This window comes from Ureibacillus sp. FSL W7-1570 (genome assembly GCF_038593265.1).
Classification (GTDB): Bacteria; Bacillota; Bacilli; order Bacillales_A; family Planococcaceae; genus Ureibacillus; species Ureibacillus suwonensis.
This window is the reverse complement of the sequence record NZ_CP151979.1, coordinates 2371439-2394293: the sequence shown is the minus strand read 5'-3', so window position 1 is coordinate 2394293 and position 22855 is coordinate 2371439. Positions and strand designations below refer to the sequence as shown.

Here is a 22855-nt window from a genome sequence, read left to right as displayed (position 1 = left end):
CCACTTTATTCTTTTGGATATACATACAATTTTGGCAGCTGGGGATCATCTTTTACAAGAGCGTCGTTTGGAAATTTCCGCAGCTCTTTATACATATAAAAATCACCAATCGCACCGGCAATCAAAAAAGCGCCTAATAAGAGAACCAACTGATTGTTGAATATTAACCCCATCACGGCTGGAATCATTCCCGTAGTCCAAAAGGGCAGCATCAGCGCTTTTTTCATTGCATGATTCGGCAACGGTTTTTTCGTGGTTGCATAGGCGACTCCCAATTTTGCGTTAATCCCGTAATCCAGCTGTTTCCATTTGGCTTTGCCAAAAATCACAAATCCGATCAAATGAAATAATTCATGCAAAACAATCAGTGCAAAATACCCCGCAAGAAATAACATGAAATTCCAAAAGGTGATTTCAAAGCGGAATTGATGATGAGCGATGCTGTTCAACGCTAAAAACAGGATGCTTAATGATGCGGTCAACCAAAAATTCACTTTTGCGATTTTCATGATATCCAATTCAATAATGGTCGGTTCTTTTTCTTCCATAAAACATTCAGCCCCTTTTCCCCATTATATCGAAATGACAAAGCCCAGAAAATCTCCGATAGCCATTCGATGTTTGTTGCTATTCATAAAAGTATATGTTACAATTCAAAGATGTGAGTAATAGAAATTTACTCCTTGCTCCCTTGAAATAAAGGAGAGCCAAAGTCCATAAGGAGGTGCAAAAAGCGATGAGAAAATATGAATTAATGTACATTATCCGCCCAGACATCGAAGAGGAAGAGAAAAAAGCGTTAGTGCAACGTTTTGATGAAATCCTTACTTCAAATGGTGCGGAAATCATCGAGTCAAAAGAATGGGGCAAACGTCGTCTTGCTTACGAAATTAAAAAATATCGCGAAGGTATCTACCATATCGTGAAAGCAAACGCTCCAGCAAAAGCAATCGATGAATATAACCGTTTAGCAAACATTAACGAAGACATCATTCGTCATATCGCTGTTCGTGACGAAGAATAATTCTATTGGAATTTAATGCTGAAGAGGAGGTTGTCAAATGATAAATCGTGTCGTATTGGTCGGTAGGCTGACGAAAGACCCGGAATTGCGATACACGCCAAGTGGAGTACCGGTAACTCGATTTACGGTTGCTGTAAATCGTACATTTACGAACCAACAAGGTGAAAGAGAAGCGGATTTCATTAGTTGTGTAGCATGGCGAAAACAAGCCGAAAACCTTGCAAACTACATGCGGAAAGGAAGCCTCATCGGCATCGATGGACGCATCCAAACCGGCAGTTATGAGGGTCCGGACGGCAAACGTGTTTATACAACTGAAGTCGTAGCTGATTCCGTGCAATTTTTGGAACCTAGAAGTGCCCAAGGACAACCGCCTGGAGGACAACCATCCTACGGTGCAGGACAACCTTCATACGGTGTTCCGCAATCAGATCCATTTGGCACACCATTCCCAAGTCAACCTCCTCAAAATCAGCCGAATTATACACGTGTAGATGAAGACCCATTTGCTTCAAGCAAAGGTCCGATTGAAGTTTCGGAAGACGATTTACCGTTCTAAGGTATTCGGATAACGGAGAAAGCATTCAAAAAGGAGGGAAATTCGATGGCACAACGTCGCGGAGGTCGCAAACGTCGCAAAGTTTGCTACTTTACTTCAAATAACATTACACACATCGACTACAAAGATGTAGATTTACTTAAAAAATTCATTTCTGAACGCGGAAAAATCCTTCCACGTCGCGTAACTGGTACAAGTGCAAAATATCAACGCAAATTAACTACAGCGATTAAACGCGCTCGTATCATGGCGCTTCTTCCATTCGTAGCGGAAGATAAATAATAAATGGATGAAACCAACAGAGGCTGTGAATCAGCTTCTGTTGGTTTTTGTTTTTTTTTCCTAAATTCCCTTTGGCTTTATCGTAATTTTGTCCTACTTTATAAAAAATGGTACAATATACGAATGTAAAGATTTATTGAATTGTAAAAAAGGAAGGTATCTTATGCCGAACAATCAAACACAGAGGCTTACACATGGCGCAATGATGATTGCAATCTTTGCCATCCTCATTGCTATTGCATATTATGTACCAATCATCAGCTTAGTGGCGACATTGTTTGCACCATTGCCAATCGCTTGGTATAGCGCAAAATATGATCGCGCATCTTCCATTATTTTAGGAGTCCTTGGGTGCATTGTCACTTTTTTCTTTGGGGGAATCGTCATTTTGCCATTCTCCATGATTTTTGCTGTATGCGGCGTCGTCATGGGAGATGCATTGCGGACTGGAAAAAGTAAAGCATATTTATTTATGGCGACTGGAATATCGTTATTAATTACTTTTGCAATTCAATATATCATTTCTGTAAAGCTGTTTAATATGGATTTTATTAAAGAATCCTTTCAATTAATGCGCGACAGCTATATGCAATCTTTTCAATTCGCAGAAAATCTCACTGGTGAAACGCCCATCACCGAAGAAGTATTGAATTTAATGTTCCAACAGATGGAGATTGCCATTCCTGCTACGGTTACATTGGCCGTATTCTTCATGGCATTTCTTTTGATTTCAATAAATTTGCCGATATTAAAACGCCTGGGCATTGCTGTTCCAAAATTTAGCGCTTTTAAAGATTTACGCTTGCCTCGTACAATTTTATGGATTTATTTGATTGTTTTATCAATTCAATTGTTTGTTCGCCCTGAATTAGGAACATCACTATATATAATTATTTTGAATTTTTCAATGGTGTTATGGGTGTTGTTAACCATTCAAGGCATTTCTTTCCTGCACTTTGTATTGGATGCTTATAAGGCACCAAAGTTTCTGAAGGGATTAGCGACCGTCTTGTCGATTCCGCTGTATAATTTTGTGATGCTCATTGGAATTTTAGATTTAGGTTTCGATATCCGTTCATACGTGTCAGGGAAGATTCGAAAGTAAGGGGCTGATTACATGGATACTTACAGGAAGCGGAAAATCCATTATCCACTTCTCCATTTGGCATTATTCGGGTTAGTGGGGATCGTTGGATTATTTGTTTTGAATGTCTGGATTGGAGCAGCTTTTACTTTATTGGTTGCCATTGTCATCATCCATGATTGGCGAAAAGAAAAAATATCCCATCTGGCGATTGAAAAATATATTGAATCTTTGGCATTTCGAATGAAAAAAGTCGGGCAGGAAGCTCTATTGGAGATGCCGATAGGAGTCGTATTAATCAACGATAAATATGAAATTGAATGGGCAAACCCGTACATGACGAGGCTTATGGGGATGCCGACGTTGACAGGTCAAGATTTGTTTGTTCTATCTGAAGAATTGCAAAATATTCGAAAATCCGATGAGAAACAAAATTGCGTTGTAACCATTCAGGATCGTAAATTCAAAGTCCTTCATAAACAAGAAGAAAAGCTGCTCTATTTCTTTGATGTAACCGATCAAGTGGAAATCGAAAAACAATATCATGACGATCGGACGGTCATCGCCATTCTGTTCATTGACAACTATGATGATATTACCCAGGGAATGGATGATCAAACAAAGAGCATGACGAATTCAACGGTGACATCCATCATCAATGATTGGGCGGAAGAACACGACATTTATATCAAACGGATTGATACGGACCGCTTTTTGGCGGTTATGAATGAAGCCACTTTAAATGAATTGGAGAAAAAGAAATTCTCCATTTTGGATGATGTCCGTGAAAAAACAGCGAAGAAAAATCTATCTCTGACTTTGAGTATTGGAATAGGTGCAGGTTCTCCATCATTGATTGAACTGGGCGAACTGGCCCAATCGAGTTTGGACCTGGTGTTGGGACGTGGCGGTGACCAAGTGGCCATAAAACAGCCGAATGGAAAAATTAAGTTTTATGGCGGCAAAACGAACCCGGTTGAGAAACGTACAAGAGTTCGGGCACGCGTCATATCCCACGCTTTGAAAGATTTGATCCAGGATAGCGATAGGGTCTTTATCATGGGCCATAAAAATCCGGATATGGATTCGATTGGAGCGGGAATCGGTGTACGGAAAATCGCTCAAATGAACAAGGTGGAAGGCTACATCGTTTTAGATTTTGATGAATTGAACGGCAGTGTTGAGCGGCTGGTCAAAGAAATTAAAAAGGAATCCAGTTTGGAAGAGTTTTTTATCTCACCGGATGAAGCACTGACAATCATGACGGAACAATCATTATTGGTGGTAGTGGACACCCATCGCCCGAGCCTTGTAGTGGATGAGACCTTATTAAAACGGTTTGAAAAGATAGTAGTCATTGACCACCATCGACGTGGTGAGGAGTTTATCAACAATTCGACCCTCGTTTATATGGAACCATATGCATCCTCCACTTCCGAACTTGTAACGGAGCTATTGGAATATCAGCCCGATGAAGAAAAACTTTCGAAATTGGAAGCGACTGCACTGCTTGCCGGAATCATTGTGGATACAAAAAGTTTCACCCTAAGAACGGGAGCGAGAACTTTTGAAGCAGCATCCTATTTAAGAACGTACGGAGCGGACACGGTGCTCGTACAACGCCTTTTAAAAGAAGATATCGACACATTTATTGAACGGTCAAAAATCATTCAAAATGTCCGTTTTATATATCCAGGAATTGCAGTTGCCCATGGAGAAGAAGGAAAAGAATACGATTCTGTATTGATCGCCCAAACGGCAGATATTTTGCTTGCGATGAAAGATGTAAATGCTTCGTTTGTCATTGCCCGTCGCCAGGACGGTTTAATGGGAATCAGTGCCCGTTCATTGGGGGATGTGAATGTGCAAGTGATTATGGAGAAACTCGGTGGAGGCGGCCATTTAACAAATGCCGCATGCCAATTGAATGTTGAAACAATCGATGAAGCTTTATCATTATTGAAAAATGCCATTATCGAAACGTTAGAAGGGAGCCAGAAAGAATGAAAGTTGTATTTTTGAAAGATGTGAAAGGTCAAGGGAAAAAAGGTGAAGTGAAAAACGTTGCCGATGGGTATGCGCAAAACTATTTGATTAAAAGAGGTTTGGCTGTTGAAGCGACAAAAGAAGCTTTAAGCAAGTTAGAGGCCCAAAAAAGACATGAAGAGAAACTTGCTGCACAAGAACTGCAAGAAGCAAAAGCATTAAAAGAAAAATTGGAAAGCATCACGTTGGAAATCAAAGCAAAAGCGGGTGAAGGCGGACGCCTGTTTGGTTCCGTATCAACGAAACAAATTTCGGAAAGCTTACAAAAAAATTTCGGTATCAAAGTGGATAAAAGAAAAATGGAATGCAATGAAGGCATTCGCTCATTGGGCGTGACAAACGTTCCAGTGAAATTGCATCCGGAAGTGAAAGCGACTTTAAAAGTCCATGTGAAGGAAGAATAAGGAGCGAAATTCGATGAGTGATCTAATAGATCGCGTTCCACCGCATAATCACGAAGCTGAACAATCTGTTCTCGGTGCCATCTTTTTGGATCCGCAAGCGTTAATTACGGCATCGGAGATTTTAGTTCCGGAAGATTTTTATCGCATTGCCCATCAAAAAATTTTCCAAACCATGCTGGATTTGAGCGATAAAGGCAATGCCATTGACGTGGTTACCGTTACCGAAGAGCTGTCTGCAAGAAAAGAGCTGGAGGATGTCGGCGGCCTTTCCTATTTGATGGAACTGGCAAATGCCGTCCCTACGGCAGCCAATGTCAGCTACTATGCGAAAATCGTAGAAGAAAAATCCATTTTAAGAAGATTGATTCGTACTGCCACAAAAATTGTTGAAGAAAGCTTTACACGGGAAGATGAAGTAGAAGAACTATTATCCGAAGCTGAAAAAAGAATCATGGAAGTGGCCAATCGGAAAAATGCCGGCGACTTCAAACATGTGAAAGATGTTCTTGTGGAAACGTATGATAAAATTGAGCAGCTTCAAAACCGTTCGGGAGATGTGACCGGCATTCCAACCGGGTTTACGGATTTGGATCGCATGACAGCCGGTTTTCAGAGGAATGATTTGATCATTGTAGCGGCCCGTCCATCTGTAGGGAAAACCGCTTTTGCATTAAATATCGCCCAAAATGTGGCGGTCAAAGCCCGTGAAAATGTGGCAATCTTCTCGCTGGAAATGGGTGCTGAACAATTAGTCATGCGTATGCTTTGTGCCGAAGGGAACATCGATGCCCAAGTATTAAGAACAGGGGCGCTCACTGCCGAAGATTGGAGCAAGCTGACAATTGCGATGGGCACGTTGTCGAATGCAGGAATTTATATCGACGACACGCCGGGCCTTCGTGTTAATGAAATTCGGGCAAAATGCCGCCGTCTGGCCCAAGAAAAAGGGCTGGGAATGGTGGTCATCGATTACTTGCAATTGATCCAAGGCAGCGGAAGAAGAGGAGAAAACCGTCAGCAGGAAGTATCTGAAATCTCCCGCTCCCTCAAAGCGTTGGCCCGTGAATTGCATGTTCCCGTCATCGCCCTGTCCCAGTTATCCCGCGGAGTGGAGCAGCGCCAAGACAAGCGCCCGATGATGAGTGATATTCGTGAATCAGGAAGTATCGAACAGGATGCGGATATCGTCGCTTTCCTATACCGCGATGATTATTATGATAAAGAAACAGAAAACAAAAACATGATTGAAATCATCATTGCCAAACAGCGGAACGGTCCTACGGGAACGGTGACCCTTGCCTTTAAGAAAGAGTTTAATAAATTTTTAAATATTGATTGGTCTCAACGGCAAGAGCCAATTCATGCATAACAGAGAGAAAAAAGCCGCATAATAATATAAACTTTTTAGAACACGAACAATAATTTATAATACAAATTATTTGTTCGTGTTTTTTTCTTGTTATGCATTGACGAATACTCTATTTCACTGTAAAATGAATCTGTTTGATAAAGGACGCATAATGCGCGGAGGTGCTGAAATGACTTCAGTTGTTGTTGTAGGAACTCAATGGGGAGACGAAGGAAAAGGGAAAATTACCGATTTCCTTTCAAAAAAGGCGGATGTGATTGCTCGTTTTTCAGGCGGTGACAATGCTGGACATACAATCAAAATCGGTGAAGAAACATATAAATTGCATTTGATTCCATCCGGTATTTTCTATAAAGAGAAAACTTCCGTGATGGGCAATGGAATGGTGATCAATCCGAAATCATTGGTAAATGAGCTGAAAGGTTTGCAGGCTCGCGGCATTGATACGTCAAACTTACGCATTTCCAACCGTGCCCATGTCATTCTTCCTTACCACATTTATCAAGATAAAATTGAAGAAGAATCCCGTGGCGACAAAAAAATCGGAACAACTTGCAAAGGGATTGGGCCATGCTATCAAGACAAAATCGCCCGCATGGGAATCCGAATTGCAGATTTATTGGATAAAGAAGTATTCGAACAAAAATTGAGAGAAAACCTCGAAAAGAAAAACCGTTTATTTGAAAAATATTACGAGGTGGAAGGCCTAAAATTTGAAGACATTTTTGAAGAGTATTATGGTTACGGTCAAGAAATCAAAGAATACGTGACAGACACATCAAAAGTGTTAAATGACGTTTTAGATCAAGGCGGACGTGTATTGTTTGAAGGTGCCCAAGGAGTCATGCTGGATGTGGATCACGGAACATATCCGTTTGTCACTTCTTCCAATCCGGTAGCCGGCGGAGTGACAACAGGTACGGGAATTGGCCCTTCCTATGTTTCAAGAGTGGTTGGGGTATGCAAAGCTTATACATCCCGCGTAGGCGATGGACCGTTCCCGACAGAATTATTTGATGAAGTTGGCCATCAAATTCGCGAAGTGGGCCGTGAATATGGCACAACGACTGGCCGTCCTCGCCGTGTAGGCTGGTTTGATGCAGTGGTCGTACGCCATTCCCGCCGCGTATCAGGCATTACGGACTTGGCTTTAAACTCCATCGACGTATTGACAGGTTTGGAAACTGTGAAAATTTGTACGGCATATAAATATAAAGATCAAATCATCACGGAATATCCTGCAAGCTTACATGTTCTTGAAGAATGCGAACCGGTGTATGAAGAACTTCCAGGATGGACGGAAGATATTACAGGTGTACGTTCATTTGATGAGTTGCCAAAGAATGCCCAAAATTATGTCAACCGCATCGTTGAATTAACAGGCATCCGGTTAATGACATTCTCCGTAGGACCAGCCCGTGAGCAAACTAATATTGTAAATGATGTATGGGAATAACATATTAGAAGCGATTGGCAGCTTTGGTGACGGCAGCTTCAAGTGTTAGAAATAAATAAGAACGGAAAATGATCATCCAATATGATATATTGGATGATTTTTTTTATTTGCTCCGGACTTTTGAAAATCGCGTGTAAGTCCCCCTTCCTTTCGGCCTGCTCCTTTGATTTGATCTATTCACGAACTTCTTAAATGTAATAAACCGATAATATTCATTTCTCCATTTATATCAGCAAAAAAATAAGAGAAAATGTATAAACCTGATGAATATGGTGAATAATACTAAAAATTTTTCATATTTCAACATGATTTTTCACTTTGTAACAAAAGTTGCTAAAATAATACATTTTCATTACAAAACGCTGAAACGGTTCATTCCAAATTGGCGTTATGATACATTTTATAATTGTGAGAGTATGGAAGCAATTCCTTTGGTGAGCAGGACGAGATATTGGAAGGGGCTTGATTATGAATACGAAATGGAAAATTGGTCACCACAGTAGTCATAATGTAAGTCTTCTAAATCAGCATAAAAACGGATTATTGGTAAAGGCATTCGTAACTGCAGTACTTCTATCGACAATCACTTTCAATTTGGCATTTGCGAATGAGGGCGATGTCGGCTCCATCGACAAAATTTATCATGTGTATTTAGAAGACAAATATATCGGTTCAGTATCCGATGAAAAGAAAGTGAAAAAAGTTATTGAAGCCAAAGAAAAAGAGGCAAGTGAAAAATACAAAGGTTATGAAGTGGATGCAGATGCACTGGTCACAATTGTTCCTGAACAAGTGTTTTCTTATAAAACAAATGATTCAGAAACTCTAAAAATGTTAGACGAACAATTGGAAGTACAGACTGATGCTTATGCCTTTGAAGTAAATGGAAAAGCGGTTCTCTACTTGAAAAATAAAGAAGATTATGAAGAAACCCTTAAGAAACTGAAGCTTCAATATGTTCCGGAAGAAAAATTGAAAGTGTTTGAGGAATCAAAAGGATCTGCCCAAAACCAGCCATTAAAAGAAAATGATAAAAAAATCATCGATGTTCTGCTATCAGAAACTGTTTCAGGTAAAGAAGCAAAAATTAGTCCTGCAAAAATCCTTACACCTGATCAAGCGGTGCAATATATTAAGACTGGGTCAATCGAAAAGCAGGTTTATGTTGTGAAAAAAGGCGATGTTCTTGGAAAAATAGCGAAGGAGCATGGCTTGACAACAAAAGAATTATTGGCTCTAAATCCAGGTCTGACAGTGGATTCGCTTTTACAAATTGGACAAGAAATCAACGTTACGGTAGAAAAGCCTTTAGTTAACGTACAGGTTGTATATGAAACATTAAACACAGAAACAATTGACTACGAAAAAGTAGTTCAGGAAGATGCTTCCATGTTTAAAGGAGAAAAAGAAATCATCCAAAAAGGCAGCCCCGGTAAAAAAGAAGTGTCTTACCTGGTTACTGAAGTAAATGGACAAGTAGTAAATAAGAAAGTAACAAATGAAAAAGTATTGGTTGAACCTAAAAAACATATCGAAAAAGTAGGAACAAAGGTGATCTCATCCAGAGGTACAGGCAATTTTATTTGGCCAACGAGCGGCGGATACATTTCAAGCGGCATGGGATCGCGTTGGGGCAGCTTCCATAGGGGAATCGATATTGCCCGTCCGTCGAATTACAACATCAAAGCAAGTGATAATGGTGTTGTAACATTCGCTGGCTGGGATGGTACTTATGGAAATAAAATTGTGGTGAACCACAATAATGGATACCAAACATTATATGCCCATTTATCAGAAATTAAAGTTTCAGTGGGACAAGTAGTGCCACAAGGTGCCGTTATCGGTATAATGGGGTCTACCGGCAATTCCACTGGAGTGCATTTGCATTTTGAAGTGCTCAAAAATGGATCACTCATTAATCCATTATCCGTATTGAATTGATATAGGTAGAGGCAATGGACACAACAAGTGCCATTGCCTCTTTTTTTCTGGGAAATATTCGAAATGAAAAATATGTCGAAATATTTCCCAGAAAATAATGCCCATTTTTCAAACACGGTAAAATAAAATGAATACACAATAATTTAGGACAATAATTTTTGTTATAATAGTTTTGGCATGCATGAAAACACGAAGCATGATAGATTTAATAATAATGGCATATTAGCAGATGACAGTTTTGATTGATATAGATTCACTTATTAGATAAAGGAGGATTATATAATGGACGGCAAAACAATCTTGGTTGTCGATGATGAAAAACCCATTGCGGATATTTTGCAGTTTAATTTAGTAAAAGAAGGATATAAAGTGATTTGCGCCTATGACGGAGAAGAAGCATTGAAAATGGTGGAAGAACAGCAACCGGATTTAATGTTGCTTGATATCATGCTTCCAAAAAAGGACGGCATGGAAGTTTGCCGCGAGGTTCGTAAAAAATACGATTTTCCAATTATCATGCTTACAGCAAAAGGATCCGAAATCGACAAAGTATTGGGCCTTGAAATGGGAGCGGATGATTATGTGACAAAACCTTTCAGCACGCGGGAATTGATTGCCCGCGTAAAAGCGAATATGCGGCGTCTGAAAGCCTCTGCACAAAATGAGGAAGCGAAAGAGGAATCAAACAATATTACAGTTGGTTCATTAATCATCCAACCGGACGCTTATATTGTCCAAAAACGCGGTGAAACGATCGAATTGACCCACCGTGAATTTGAACTCTTGCATTACTTGGCAAAACATATTGGTCAAGTGATGACCCGGGAGCATTTATTGCAAACCGTTTGGGGATATGACTATTTCGGTGATGTCCGGACAGTGGATGTAACGATTCGACGTCTCCGTGAAAAAATTGAAGATAATCCAAGCCACCCGACATGGATTGTCACTCGCCGCGGCGTTGGCTATTACTTGCGAAATCCTGAACAGGAGTAGAATGAATGCAGAAAGTCAGTTTTTTCCGTTCGATTCATGTAAAGCTTGTATTAATTTACGTACTGCTTATTATTATCGCATTGCAAATTATCGGAATCTATTTCTCCAATAAGTTGGAAGACAGCTTAAAGTCCAACTTTGAAGATTCCGTTCTTCAACGAATCGATTTAATTGAATACAGTATCCGCGAAGAGTTGACAAAGGAACGGGATGAAACAACACCTACTTTGGAACAAAGTTTGAATGCCGCTTTGCGGGAATTTGCAACAGGCGATATCAATGAGATTCGGGTCATCGATCGGCGCAATCGGGTAATCGCCACTTCCGATTCGGAAAACCAGGCCATTATCGGGCAGCGTTCCAATGATGATATTGTAAAGAAAGTCATTTCTTCTGAAACGGACCAAGAGGAAATTGCTTTGGATCCGGAAACGAATACAAGGGTTTGGGTCATTGCAACGCCCATTTTAAGTACCGTTGATCCGAACAGCGAAGTGATCGGTGCAATTTATATAGAGTCCAACATTGAAAAAGTATATGACCAAATGAATGACATTAACCGCATATTCGCTGTTGGTACAGCCATTTCCTTGGTCATCACGGTCATCCTGGGTATTCTGATTGCAAGAACAATCACCAGACCCATTTTGGATATGCGTAAGCAAGCGCAAGCGATGTCCAGAGGAAACTTTTCAAGAAAAGTGCGAGTGTACGGCGATGACGAAATTGGTCAATTGGCGATTGCGTTCAACCACTTAACGAATCGCTTGCAGGAAGCCCAATCTTCAACGGAAGCGGAGCGAAGAAAATTGGCTTCCGTCTTGGCCAATATGACGGATGGGGTAATCGCTACAGACCGCAAAGGGAAAATCATTTTGATCAATGATCCTGCGTTAAACTTTTTAAAAGTGACCAGGGAGGATACGTTAAACCGACCGATTGCCTCTGTTCTGGGAATTGAAGATAACTACAGTTTCGAAGACTTGATTCATATGAAAGAACCAATCAATTTGGATATCAGCACAGAAGAATCACCGCTTATTTTGAGGGCGAGCTTCTCTGTGATCCAAAAAGAAACCGGTTTTGTGAACGGTTTGATTACGGTATTGCACGATATTACAGAGCAGGAAAAAATCGAGATGGAACGCCGTGAATTCGTAGCGAATGTTTCCCATGAACTGCGGACGCCTTTGACAACCATGAGAAGTTATTTGGAAGCTCTTGCGGATGGTTCTTGGCAGGACGAAAACATTGCTCCTCATTTTATCAATGTAGTACAGACGGAAACGGAGCGGATGATTCGCCTTGTGAACGATTTGCTGAGTCTATCCAAAATGGATTCAAAGGACTATCAATTGAATAAGGAAGTCGTTGAATTTAATAGTTTCTTCCATCGGATTATTGACCGGTTTGAGATGTCAAAATCCCAAAATGTGAAATTCATTCGCTATATACCGGAAACGCCTTATTTTGTGGAAATTGATACTGACAAGTTGACACAAGTCATCGATAATATCATTTCGAATGCCATCAAATACTCCCCTGACGGCGGCAACATTCGATTTGGCTTCACCGTTCAAGGGAATATGTTGAAAGTGATGATTTCCGATGATGGAATGGGAATACCAAAGGAAAATCTGGGTAAAATCTTTGACCGATTCTACCGTGTAGATAAAGCCCGATCCCGGGCGATGGGCGGAACCGGACTGGGACTTGCGATTGCCAAAGAAATGATTAAAGCCCACAACGGAACAATTTGGGCTGAAAGTGAAGAGGGAGTAGGTACAACGATATTCTTCACTTTACCGTATGAAATAGATGGGGCTGGTGATTGGGAATGAAGTATATCGAGCAAATCAAATCCATTGTTCTTCTTTTCCTTGTCCTATTAAGCATTGTTTTAACGTTTTCCATTTGGACCTATACACCAAGCCTCCAGGTAATTGAAGAATCATCGCAAGTGGATCAGTTGATGGTTGGAAAGAAAAAGAATCTTCAGGAGGTCATCAAACCTTACCGGATATTGGTCAGGGATCGAGGTGAATGGAAAGGAACGATTGGTTCAACAGCCATCAATGATTTGATGGACATTCTGCCAAACTGGAAAGGTTCCGAACTTATTCCGGTTCAAAATAATATGTCCATTAAAAAAATGAATGATTTTATTCGGATGGATCAACGCATTACGTTCTTCTTTTCCGAAGAAGTGCCAATCAAGGTATTCCACTCCATTGTTCCTTTTTCCCAGGATGATTTGCCGGAATTGACGTTCAACAAACTGATCATGGATTGGAGTAAAGTCGATTCGGAAAAGGTGCTGACGGTTTATTTTTTGAGCGGAACCCATCGGACTTTATATAGCACAGAAATCAAAATGAACGAAGTATATTTTCAATCGACGGTTTTACAAGCGTTGGAAGGATTGGTCGCTTATCAGGAAGTGGAGCGTTCCAATGGACTTTCATTATATGTGCCGAAAGATGAAATTGAATTGGTACAATATACGTACTATATTGATGAAATACATCCGGATACTTTCAGGGATATATTGTTCTATGACCCGGCGATTGTCCGGAAAAACGTTGAGAGTCAAGAATTGTTAAAATATACAGATGGTATGACGTTAATGACGGTGGATGTAAAAAATCGATATCTGAATTACGTGAACCCATCTACTGAAAGCATGGCGGAATTGCCGGCTTCCCGCTTACTGCTCGACAGTTTTGAATTTGTAAATGAGCACGGAGGTTTTACCGGGGATTACCGATTAACTTCCACCAATGAACAGAAACATATTGTCGAATATCAATTGTACAAGCAAGGTTTCCCTGTTTTCAGCACAGATACCACAACAAGGATTACAACGACGTGGGGGGAAAATCAATTATTCAGATATAAAAGACCGTATTTTCTGCTGGATTTGGATATAAACTCTGAAAAATCCCAACGGAAAGTATCGCCAGGGCTCTCGGCCGTCGATGTTCTTGAAAAATCAAAACAACTCCAGTTGAATGAAGTGGATGATATCATTCTTGGATACTATTTAAAACAAAATGACAATAATCTATTATTTACGTTGGAACCTGGTTGGTTTGCGTTAAGTCAAGGCAGCTGGAAACGCATTGCGCCGGAAGCGACAGGAGGGGGAAAGAATGGACTGGAGTAAATCCAAAACCATATTCATTATCGTGTTCTTCATCTTGGATGTTTTCCTTTTCTCCCTCTATTTGAACCGTCATATCGAAGCCCAACAAGTGAAAGTTTCCGGTGGCAAAACCATTGAAGCGAGATTAAAAGATGATCACATTACGTTTAATTTGCTTCCGACGGTTGAAAGTGCCCCTTATATTTCAGCAAAGGTGACGGATTTCAACGAGGAAAACATTCAACTGAAAAACTATCAACAAATGACAGTAGAAAATGACAACAAACTGATCGTGACCTTGAAGGAACCGGTGAAACTTCGGAATATTAAAGAAAAATCGAGTTTCAATGAGTTCATCAGAAATAACGTATATAAAGGCTCCGCATATTCGGTGTGGAAAATAAACGAGGAAGAACGGACGGCGATTTTCTTCCAAAATTTCGATGACAAAACCATCTATTATAACATTCACGGCATCGTAAAAATTTATTGGAATGAAGATTTGGAAGTGACGAAATATGAACAGACGATGCTAAGCAATTTCGAGGAATTCGAGGAAGAAGAAACCCTTCTCCCTCCATATCAAGTTATTCAAATTTTATATGCGCGGGACTTGCTAAAACCAAATTCCCGGATTGCCGAAATCAAACTTGGCTATTCAACCCTCGTACAGCTGACGCAAACCCAAGTGTTTGTGCCTACATGGAAAGTAAGGGTTGTGACGGCTACTGGAACAGAAGAGGAATATTTCGTCAATGCTGTAGACGGAAAAATCATTGATGTACAATCTGATTTGACGGTAGATGTAGATGAAACAGATGAACTGGAACAATTGAAAGAAATAGAAGAAGAATAGGGTGTACAATATGCGGTTTAGTGTGTTAGCGAGCGGCAGTACCGGAAATGCCATCTATGTGGAAACAGATGAACATGCCTTTTTGGTGGATGTCGGATTGAGCGGGAAAAAGATGGAGCAGCTCTTTGCCAAAATCGGCCGCGAAATGGGCAAACTCTCAGGCATTTTAGTGACCCATGAACATAGCGACCATATAAAAGGGCTCGGTGTCATTGCAAGGAAATATAAACTGCCGATCTATGCAAACGAAAAAACATGGAAAGCATTGGATGAACATGTTGGAAATATTCCGGTGGATCAACGTTTTCTGTTTAACATGGAATCGGTAAAATCATTCGGCTCTTTGGATATTGAATCCTTTGCCGTATCCCATGATGCGATTGATCCGATGTTTTATGTATTCCATGAAAACGGAAGGAAGCTGGCCATCATCACGGATACAGGCTATGTAAGCGACCGGATGAAAGGAATCATCCGCGGCGCCGATGCATTCGTTTTCGAAAGCAATCATGACGTGGGCATGCTCCAAATGGGGAAATACCCTTGGTCCATCAAGCGCCGAATATTAAGCGATGTCGGACATGTTTCCAACGAAGATGCAGGAGTTGCCATCAGCGAAGTGGTTGAAGAGAAACCTACCCACGTCTATTTATCCCATTTAAGCAAAGAAAACAATATGAAGGAACTTGCCCGTATGACCGTCAAGCAAGTATTGGCCTCTTATGGCATCAAAGAAGGGGAATTTTTGCATTTGCATGATACGGATGCGGAAGAACCGACATTGCTTGTGCCGGTATAAAAATTTTGATGATCAGGAGGCTGGGACAAAAGATAAAAAACACCATTTTCTCCCGGGAGAAAATGGTGTTTTTTTGATAATTGAAGAAAATTGATTTCCGTTCCGGGGACGCTTTCCGCGGGCCCGGCTCGAGCCTCCTCGGAGCTCAATCCTTCGCTCCTGCGGGGTCTCGAGACTCGGGCTGTTCCCGCAGGAGTCGCCCCGTCACTCCAGTCAATTTTTTACAAAAATTCTTTTTGCAGCTCGTTCACTTTATTAGTTATGTCCCAGCCTCTTTTTTGTTTACCAAGAATAATTGTTAAAATTTGAGTGTCAGGACCATAATGAATGAAGATTTGAAATTTTTTAGGTGCGCATTCATGTAATTTTATTGAATTAGATGTATCATATTGACGATGAGAGAATGAAAGGAGAAGGACTATGAGTTTTTATCAAAATGATGATCAGAATAAATCGGATAAGGATTTTTCATCGTACTCTCCTTTACAAGAACAATTAAGAAGAGAAGAAGAGGAAAAGAAAAGTCGGCAAAAGAACAAAAATCGGGGAGGTTTCGGTTATTTCTTCGTCGGATTTTTCGGGGTCATTGTGGGCGCCCTGCTGGTTTGGCTACTTATGATCCCTTCTTTGGAAGATGATTCAGGCGGCATCGCAAATAATCGGACGGAAAATACGCCGAAAATTACGCAAACGGCAACGGAAGTGACAACGGATGTAACGAAAGCCGTTGAAAAAGTGTCCAAAGCCGTTGTGGGAATCACAAACATTCAGGAAGTGTCAAACTTCTGGACGCGCCAATCACAGGAAACGGAGGCCGGCAGCGGTTCAGGGGTCATCTATAAAGTGGATGGGGGCAAAGCCTACATAGTTACCAACTACCATGTGGTGGAAAACGCCAAACAATTGGAAGTGACGTTACCTGATGGAACGAAAGAAAATGCGGAATTAGTGGGAAGCGATATTTGGACAGACTTGGCGGTTGTGACCATCCCAAGTAAAAACGTCGACACTGTTGCGCAGTTCGGAGACTCTGATGTCTTAAAACAAGGGGAAACGGTCATCGCCATTGGCAATCCTTTGGGATTAGATTTCTATGGTTCCGTGACGACCGGTGTCATTTCCGGTAAAGATCGATCTGTCCCTGTTGATTTGAATGGGGATGGTTATGAAGATTGGGAAACGGAAGTATTGCAAACAGACGCTGCCATCAACCCTGGTAACAGTGGAGGCGCCTTAGTCAACATCTCCGGTGAATTGGTGGGCATCAACTCAATGAAAATTGCGGAGTCCACTGTGGAAGGATTAGGATTTGCCATCCCGATCAATACAGTAATCCCGATTATCGAAGAACTTGAGCGAAATGGTGAAGTCAAACGGCCGACAATGGGAATCGGTTTGTTGGATTTGACGGAAGTGCCAGCCTACTATCAAAAACAAACTTTGAGATTGCCTGACGATGTGACAACAGGTGTCGTTGTGACGGAAGTGGTACCAGGTTCTCCAGCTGATAGGGCCGGTATGGAGAAATACGATGTCATTGTGGAGATGGATGGAAAACCAATTGAAAACTCCATTGACTTGCGGCAACATCTATATAATGATACAAAAATCGGGGATACCATGAAAGTGAAAGTCTACCGCCAAGGAAAAATGATGGAACTTCAAGTGAAATTAACCGAGGGCAGTCAACTATAATTGTGGATAAATTACACTTATCCACATGATTTATTCACAAAAGAGTAGGAATGAAAAAATCCATTATTTCCTACTCTTTTTTTGTTTGTTACAATGTTTTGTGGATAAAATAAGAAAAATGTGAATAACTTTGTGGAAAAATGAATCAAGAAGGAGGGATTGGAAATGAAAAAATTTTGCTGTGAAACGCACGTAAATCATGCATTGGACATGATGGTTGCTGAAACAAAAGAATATCCGATATTAGAGAAAGGGGATGAGGAACAACAATTATCCACAAAGTGCGATTACTGTGAAAACGAAGCGAAATATATTGTATCAAGAAAATAACTTTACACAAAATATAGATTTTGGTTGTGGATATGTGTAAAACTTTTGTGGATAACTTGTTTATAAATAAAAATCCGATGTGGATTGGCTGTGAATTTCTAAATTATATGATTTGTTAAACAATTGGTGTGAATCAAGTTAAAGGTGAGAAGATGAATATTTCAATTATTTCAGTCGGAAAGTTAAAAGAAAAATATTTAAAAATGGGTATGGATGAGTATGTGAAGCGCCTTTCCGGTTACGCAAAAATCGAATTGATTGAAGTGCCGGATGAGAAAGCGCCCGAAGAATTGAGCGAGGCGGAAATGGAGTTGGTGAAAAAGAAGGAAGGAGAAAGGATTTTATCTAAAATTCCGGATGGTACATATGTGTACGCCCTCGCCATCGAAGGGAAAATGAAAACTTCGGAGGAATTTGCGGAAGGGTTGGAAAAACTGATGACCTATGGTACAAGCAAAATCGCCTTTGTCATCGGCGGCTCCCTCGGTTTACATAAAGATGTCTTAAATCGGGCAAATGAAAAAATCAGCTTCGGCCGCATGACCTTTCCCCATCAACTCATGCGGCTTATCTTGCTGGAGCAAATCTACCGCGGTTTCCGGATTATGAAGGGAGAACCGTATCATAAATAGAGGCAAAAATTGTTGAAGATAAGGTGGAATTTTATTGTCGGAAGCGGGTATTGGCTGTGGATAATCAGTTTCATTATCGGCTTCACGATACAACATGTGGATAAGTATAAAGGTTTTAGATATGTTGACTTCTGTAAAATCGAATTCAAGTTCTATGTTTTTAATGGTTCTTGATTTTCCTGTTTGTTTAATTGTAATTTTATCGATCAATAACTGAAGTAGCTGTTTTTGATTTTCTCTTGATGTCAGTTTATCAACGAATAGAAATTTTTCAAGCAGCATTTCAATAAGCTCCGATTGAATAACTTTTGAATCAAAAGAACTCAAATGTACTGCAATCTCATTTTTCTTCTGTTCTAATTCTCTTTTTTCATTGGAAACCTTTTGTAATCTTTCTTGTAGGATATCTATCGGGAGTGTATTCTTTTCAAAAGCTTCCATATATTTGTCTTGCAATTGCTGGATTTCTAACAAGCGGTTTTCAATCTGTTCTAGTTCTTTATTCAGTTTGTTTAAAGAACTGAGTTAATTTCATAATTCTCACCCCTGAATTTAATGCTCAGATTAATCGATTAATTATTATAAATAAAGTAATTATATTGTATCCTAATTGGAAATATATGTTTATTTTTTATGCGTTCCTTTTATGTTTCTAATTTATTTTTTCTTATAACACATCTATTCATGCGGCTGTTTTTAACAAATCGTATTGTCATTTCAGTTTTTCCCCATAAAACATGATAATAGTAAATGTTTGATTGACTGGAAACTATTTACCTATTACAATATAACTATATTGACTCGGACAATATTTTGGTAGGTGATCAATTGATAGGTTTAGAATACATCCTTGAACTTTATGGTATGCAGCAAATTGAACTGGCCGAAAAGCTTGGAATTAAAAAGCAAAATATTAATCTTTGGATAAAAAAAAACAAAAGATCTCCAAAAAACATTTACCTACGTTGGAACAAATTTTTGGCATAGACGCTAAATACTTTTCGAAAGAATTAACTGATTTGGATAAACTGGAGATTCAAAAAGAAAAATTAAAACGGGATTTACAGCCTATTATCACGAAATATGAAGAACAGTTCCTCATTGGGGAAGAAAATGATCTTGTTGAAGTGCCGGTTTATGACAAAGAGGAATTGAATCAAATAGAACACGATATTGAAAAAGCCAAGCTAATTGAAAAATTTCGGAACATGCTTAATCGTGCTGAACATCAACCTTATTTAGACACATTTAAATTGGTTCTTGAACTTTTAGATAAAGCACAGCATGAACCGGTTTTCCATAAAACAATAGAAGCTTTAGCCCATTATTTAGAAGTGTTACCAGATTGGGTGTCAACAGGTCCTGAACAAGATGAATTTGAAAGTGAATTATTCGAAGTATTCGATGATTATAATTACTAGATTTAAAAGGAGACATGATGATGGACACAGCAAAGATTGGTTTTGAGGAAACACTTTGGAAAGCGGCTGACAAATTACGTGGAAGCATGGATGCATCCGAATATAAACACGTAGTCTTAGGATTGATTTTCTTAAAATACATTTCTGATAAGTTTGAAATGAAGTATAACGAGTTAGTTGAAGAAGGAGAAGGTTTTGAAGAAGACCGTGATGAATATACAGCCGAAAATATTTTCTGGGTACCGAAACAGTCACGTTGGAGCTTCATTAAAGACCGTGCGAAAGACCCGAAAATCGGTCAATATATTGACGAAGCGATGATCGAAATTGAAAAAGAAAACCCGTCACTCAGAGGTGTGTTAGATAAACGTTATGCCCGTCCTGAGATTGATAAACGCCGTTTAGGAGAACTGATAGACCTCATTTCAACCATTAAATTGCACAGCAAACAAGAAAAAGACTTACTTGGTCGAGTTTATGAATATTTCTTAGGTAAGTTTGCCAGTGCAGAAGGAAAAGGCGGTGGCGAGTTCTATACGCCACAAAGTGTTGTTAAAACATTGGTTGAAATGATTGAACCTTATGAAGGACGGATTTATGACCCTTGTTGTGGCAGCGGCGGCATGTTTGTTCAAAGTGAAAAGTTTGTTGAACGCCATCAAGGAAAAATCGATAACCTCTCGATTTACGGTCAAGAATTGAATTCGACGACTTGGAAGCTTTGTAAAATGAATCTTGCTATCCGTGGAATTGAGGGGAATATCGGCGATCATCATGCGGATACATTCCATAACGATTTGCATAAAACGTTGAAAGCCGATTTCATCCTTGCCAATCCTCCATTCAATGTGAGTGACTGGGGCGGAAATGAATTAGTTGATGATATTCGTTGGAAATTCGGTACACCACCAGCGAGCAATGCCAACTATGCATGGTTACAGCATATCATTTATCACCTTTCACCAAATGGCGCTGCTGGTATTGTATTAGCCAATGGTTCGTTAAGTTCCAATACATCGAATGAAGGGGAAATCCGTAAAAACATACTCGAAGCGGATTTAGTCGATGCCATTGTCGCTTTGCCTGACAAATTATTCTATTCAACAGGTATTCCAGTTTGTTTATGGATTTTAAACCGTAATAAGAAAAATCATCCTAAATACCGAAGCCGTGAACATGAAATTCTATTTATCGATGCACGAAACATGGGACAAATGGTTGACCGTCGCCTGCGTGAATTAACAGAAGAAGATATTCAAAAAATTGCAGGAACATACCGAAATTGGCGGAAATTAGATGGTGAATATGAGGACATTAATGGGTTCTGTAAATCAGCCACAATAGAGGATGTCCGCCAAAACGACTATGTGTTAACTCCGGGACGTTATGTTGGAATAAGTGATGTCGAGGATGATGGTATACCATTTGAAGAAAAAATGGAAACGTTAACGAGTGAATTAAGGGAACTATTTGAAAAATCCCACCGATTGGAAGAAGAGATTAGAAAAAATCTAGGGGGGATTGGGTATGACATCTAACGATTGGAAAGAAGTTGTCCTTGAAGAAGTTAGCTATTATGGAGATGAGAAAATTCCTTCGGCTGAAGTTACTCTTGACAATTATATTTCAACTGAAAATATGTTACCCAATAAAAGTGGTGTAGGAATGGCTTCTGGGTTGCCAACAACTAAGAGTGTAAGAAGATATAAAAAAGGAGATATATTATTATCAAATATTCGCCCGTACTTTAAAAAAATATGGTTTGCCACTAAAAATGGAGGTTGTTCTAATGATGTATTAGTTATTAAAAATAAGGACGAGAAGGAACTTGACAAAAAATATTTATATTACACGCTTTTGCAAGATAATTTTTTTGATTATGTTACAGCCACTTCTAAAGGTACAAAAATGCCAAGAGGAGATAAATCAGCAATTATGAATTATGGCATAATGCTTCCTCCTCTAAATGAACAAAAAGCCATTGCAAATATCCTATCAACCTTAGACGAAAAAATTGAAACCAACAATCAAATCAACGAAAAGCTTGAAGAAATGGCACAAGCATTGTTTAAACATTGGTTTGTAGATTTTGAATTTCCAAATGAAAATGGCAAGCCTTACAAATCAAGTGGCGGCGAAATGGTTGAGAGTGAGTTGGGGATGATACCGAAGGGGTGGAAAATTGTTACTTTAGAAGATTTGACAAGTAAATTCACTACAGGGTTAAATCCTAGGAAAAATTTTGTTTTAGGTAAAGGTGAAAATTATTATGTCACAATAAAAAATATGGGGAATAATCAAATTTATTTAGACGACAAGTGTGACAAGATTGATAATGATGCAATTAAAAAAATTAATAAAAGATCAGATTTGAAAAAAGGTGATTTATTATTTTCAGGAATTGGTACTATTGGAAGGGTATATTTAATAGATGAAACACCCGAAAATTGGAATATAAGTGAATCGATTTTTACATTAAGGCCATCAAAATTAATTTCTTCTGAGATACTATACCTGCTACTTTTAAGTGAACAATTACAAGGGTATGCACAGCAACTAGCAAGTGGAAGTGTACAAAAAGGAGTACGAATGAGGGATTTGAAAGCCTATAAGTTAGCGATACCTAGTAATTGTTTAATAGAAAAATTTACTGAGTTAATTAGGCCTTTAATCAGAAAGAACAAGTATTTGGAGAAGGAAAATAAAAGGTTAAAAGCTATTCGTGACACCCTTTTACCAAGATTATTGTCCGGAGAAATCCGTGTCCCGTTGGATGATGAAGTGTTATCAGAACAAAATTAAAGAATAAATGTCAT

General features: G+C 39.5%; 21 protein-coding genes. 20 read left to right on the top strand and 1 reads right to left on the bottom strand.

Annotation, left to right across the window (positions count from 1 at the left end; genetic code table 11):
* Positions 1-5 precede the first annotated feature (5 nt).
* Positions 6-548: a DUF3267 domain-containing protein gene (locus NST13_RS12025; RefSeq protein WP_342580679.1), complete on the bottom strand. Its 543-nt coding sequence runs from the start codon at positions 546-548 to the stop codon at positions 6-8.
* A gap of 188 nt (positions 549-736) precedes the next feature.
* On the opposite strand from NST13_RS12025, the gene rpsF reads away from it, so the two are divergent.
* The 20 genes from rpsF (at position 737) to NST13_RS11925 (ending at position 22841) form a co-directional block, all read left to right on the top strand.
* On the top strand, positions 737-1024 hold the full coding sequence (rpsF, locus tag NST13_RS12020; RefSeq protein ID WP_342470766.1) for a 30S ribosomal protein S6: 288 nt from the start codon (positions 737-739) through the stop codon (positions 1022-1024).
* 37 nt (positions 1025-1061) lie between these two features.
* A complete protein-coding gene (gene ssb, locus NST13_RS12015; protein WP_342580678.1) occupies positions 1062-1583 on the top strand; it encodes a single-stranded DNA-binding protein in 522 nt (173 codons plus the stop codon).
* A gap of 45 nt (positions 1584-1628) precedes the next feature.
* Positions 1629-1865, top strand: coding sequence for a 30S ribosomal protein S18 (rpsR, locus tag NST13_RS12010; RefSeq protein ID WP_016838914.1), 237 nt, complete (start codon positions 1629-1631; stop codon positions 1863-1865).
* A gap of 163 nt (positions 1866-2028) precedes the next feature.
* The gene (locus NST13_RS12005) at positions 2029-2970 is read left to right on the top strand and encodes a YybS family protein (RefSeq protein ID WP_342470768.1); all 942 of its coding nucleotides are present in this window, start codon (positions 2029-2031) and stop codon (positions 2968-2970) included.
* 12 nt (positions 2971-2982) lie between these two features.
* Complete coding sequence (locus NST13_RS12000) at positions 2983-4956, top strand: DHH family phosphoesterase (RefSeq protein ID WP_342470769.1); 1974 nt, start codon at positions 2983-2985, stop codon at positions 4954-4956.
* Positions 4953-5399 (top strand): 50S ribosomal protein L9, encoded by a 447-nt coding sequence (gene rplI / locus NST13_RS11995; RefSeq protein WP_342470770.1) that lies wholly within the window; start codon positions 4953-4955, stop codon positions 5397-5399. Before NST13_RS12000 ends, rplI begins: the two co-directional genes overlap by 4 nt.
* Positions 5400-5412: 13 nt before the next feature.
* A complete protein-coding gene (dnaB, locus tag NST13_RS11990) occupies positions 5413-6768 on the top strand; it encodes a replicative DNA helicase (protein WP_342470771.1) in 1356 nt (451 codons plus the stop codon).
* Between the two features lie 169 nt (positions 6769-6937).
* Positions 6938-8224, top strand: coding sequence for an adenylosuccinate synthase (locus NST13_RS11985; RefSeq protein ID WP_342470772.1), 1287 nt, complete (start codon positions 6938-6940; stop codon positions 8222-8224).
* Between the two features lie 468 nt (positions 8225-8692).
* Positions 8693-10165 carry a M23 family metallopeptidase gene (locus tag NST13_RS11980; RefSeq protein ID WP_342580677.1) on the top strand — a complete coding sequence of 491 codons (1473 nt, stop codon included), beginning with the start codon at positions 8693-8695 and terminating at the stop codon, positions 10163-10165.
* 282 nt (positions 10166-10447) lie between these two features.
* Positions 10448-11161 (top strand): response regulator YycF, encoded by a 714-nt coding sequence (gene yycF / locus NST13_RS11975; protein WP_342470774.1) that lies wholly within the window; start codon positions 10448-10450, stop codon positions 11159-11161.
* 5 nt (positions 11162-11166) lie between these two features.
* The gene (walK, locus tag NST13_RS11970) at positions 11167-13002 is read left to right on the top strand and encodes a cell wall metabolism sensor histidine kinase WalK (protein WP_342470775.1); all 1836 of its coding nucleotides are present in this window, start codon (positions 11167-11169) and stop codon (positions 13000-13002) included.
* Entirely contained in the window at positions 12999-14327 is a 1329-nt protein-coding gene (yycH, locus tag NST13_RS11965; protein ID WP_342581852.1) for a two-component system activity regulator YycH, read from the top strand. The genes walK and yycH overlap by 4 nt, the downstream gene beginning before the upstream one ends.
* Positions 14314-15162 (top strand): two-component system regulatory protein YycI, encoded by an 849-nt coding sequence (yycI, locus tag NST13_RS11960; protein WP_342470776.1) that lies wholly within the window; start codon positions 14314-14316, stop codon positions 15160-15162. Before yycH ends, yycI begins: the two co-directional genes overlap by 14 nt.
* Before the next feature lie 10 nt (positions 15163-15172).
* A complete protein-coding gene (locus tag NST13_RS11955; RefSeq protein ID WP_342470777.1) occupies positions 15173-15961 on the top strand; it encodes an MBL fold metallo-hydrolase in 789 nt (262 codons plus the stop codon).
* Between the two features lie 420 nt (positions 15962-16381).
* A complete protein-coding gene (locus NST13_RS11950) occupies positions 16382-17656 on the top strand; it encodes a trypsin-like peptidase domain-containing protein (protein WP_342580676.1) in 1275 nt (424 codons plus the stop codon).
* Between the two features lie 165 nt (positions 17657-17821).
* Entirely contained in the window at positions 17822-17986 is a 165-nt protein-coding gene (locus tag NST13_RS11945; protein WP_342580675.1) for a CxxH/CxxC protein, read from the top strand.
* A gap of 152 nt (positions 17987-18138) precedes the next feature.
* A complete protein-coding gene (rlmH, locus tag NST13_RS11940) occupies positions 18139-18618 on the top strand; it encodes a 23S rRNA (pseudouridine(1915)-N(3))-methyltransferase RlmH (RefSeq protein ID WP_340704718.1) in 480 nt (159 codons plus the stop codon).
* Positions 18619-19538: 920 nt separating this feature from the next.
* Positions 19539-20039: a transcriptional regulator gene (locus tag NST13_RS11935; RefSeq protein WP_342581877.1), complete on the top strand. Its 501-nt coding sequence runs from the start codon at positions 19539-19541 to the stop codon at positions 20037-20039.
* A gap of 17 nt (positions 20040-20056) precedes the next feature.
* Positions 20057-21577: a class I SAM-dependent DNA methyltransferase gene (locus tag NST13_RS11930; protein ID WP_342581851.1), complete on the top strand. Its 1521-nt coding sequence runs from the start codon at positions 20057-20059 to the stop codon at positions 21575-21577.
* A complete protein-coding gene (locus NST13_RS11925) occupies positions 21567-22841 on the top strand; it encodes a restriction endonuclease subunit S (protein ID WP_342580674.1) in 1275 nt (424 codons plus the stop codon). The genes NST13_RS11930 and NST13_RS11925 overlap by 11 nt, the downstream gene beginning before the upstream one ends.
* Positions 22842-22855: the final 14 nt, after the last annotated feature.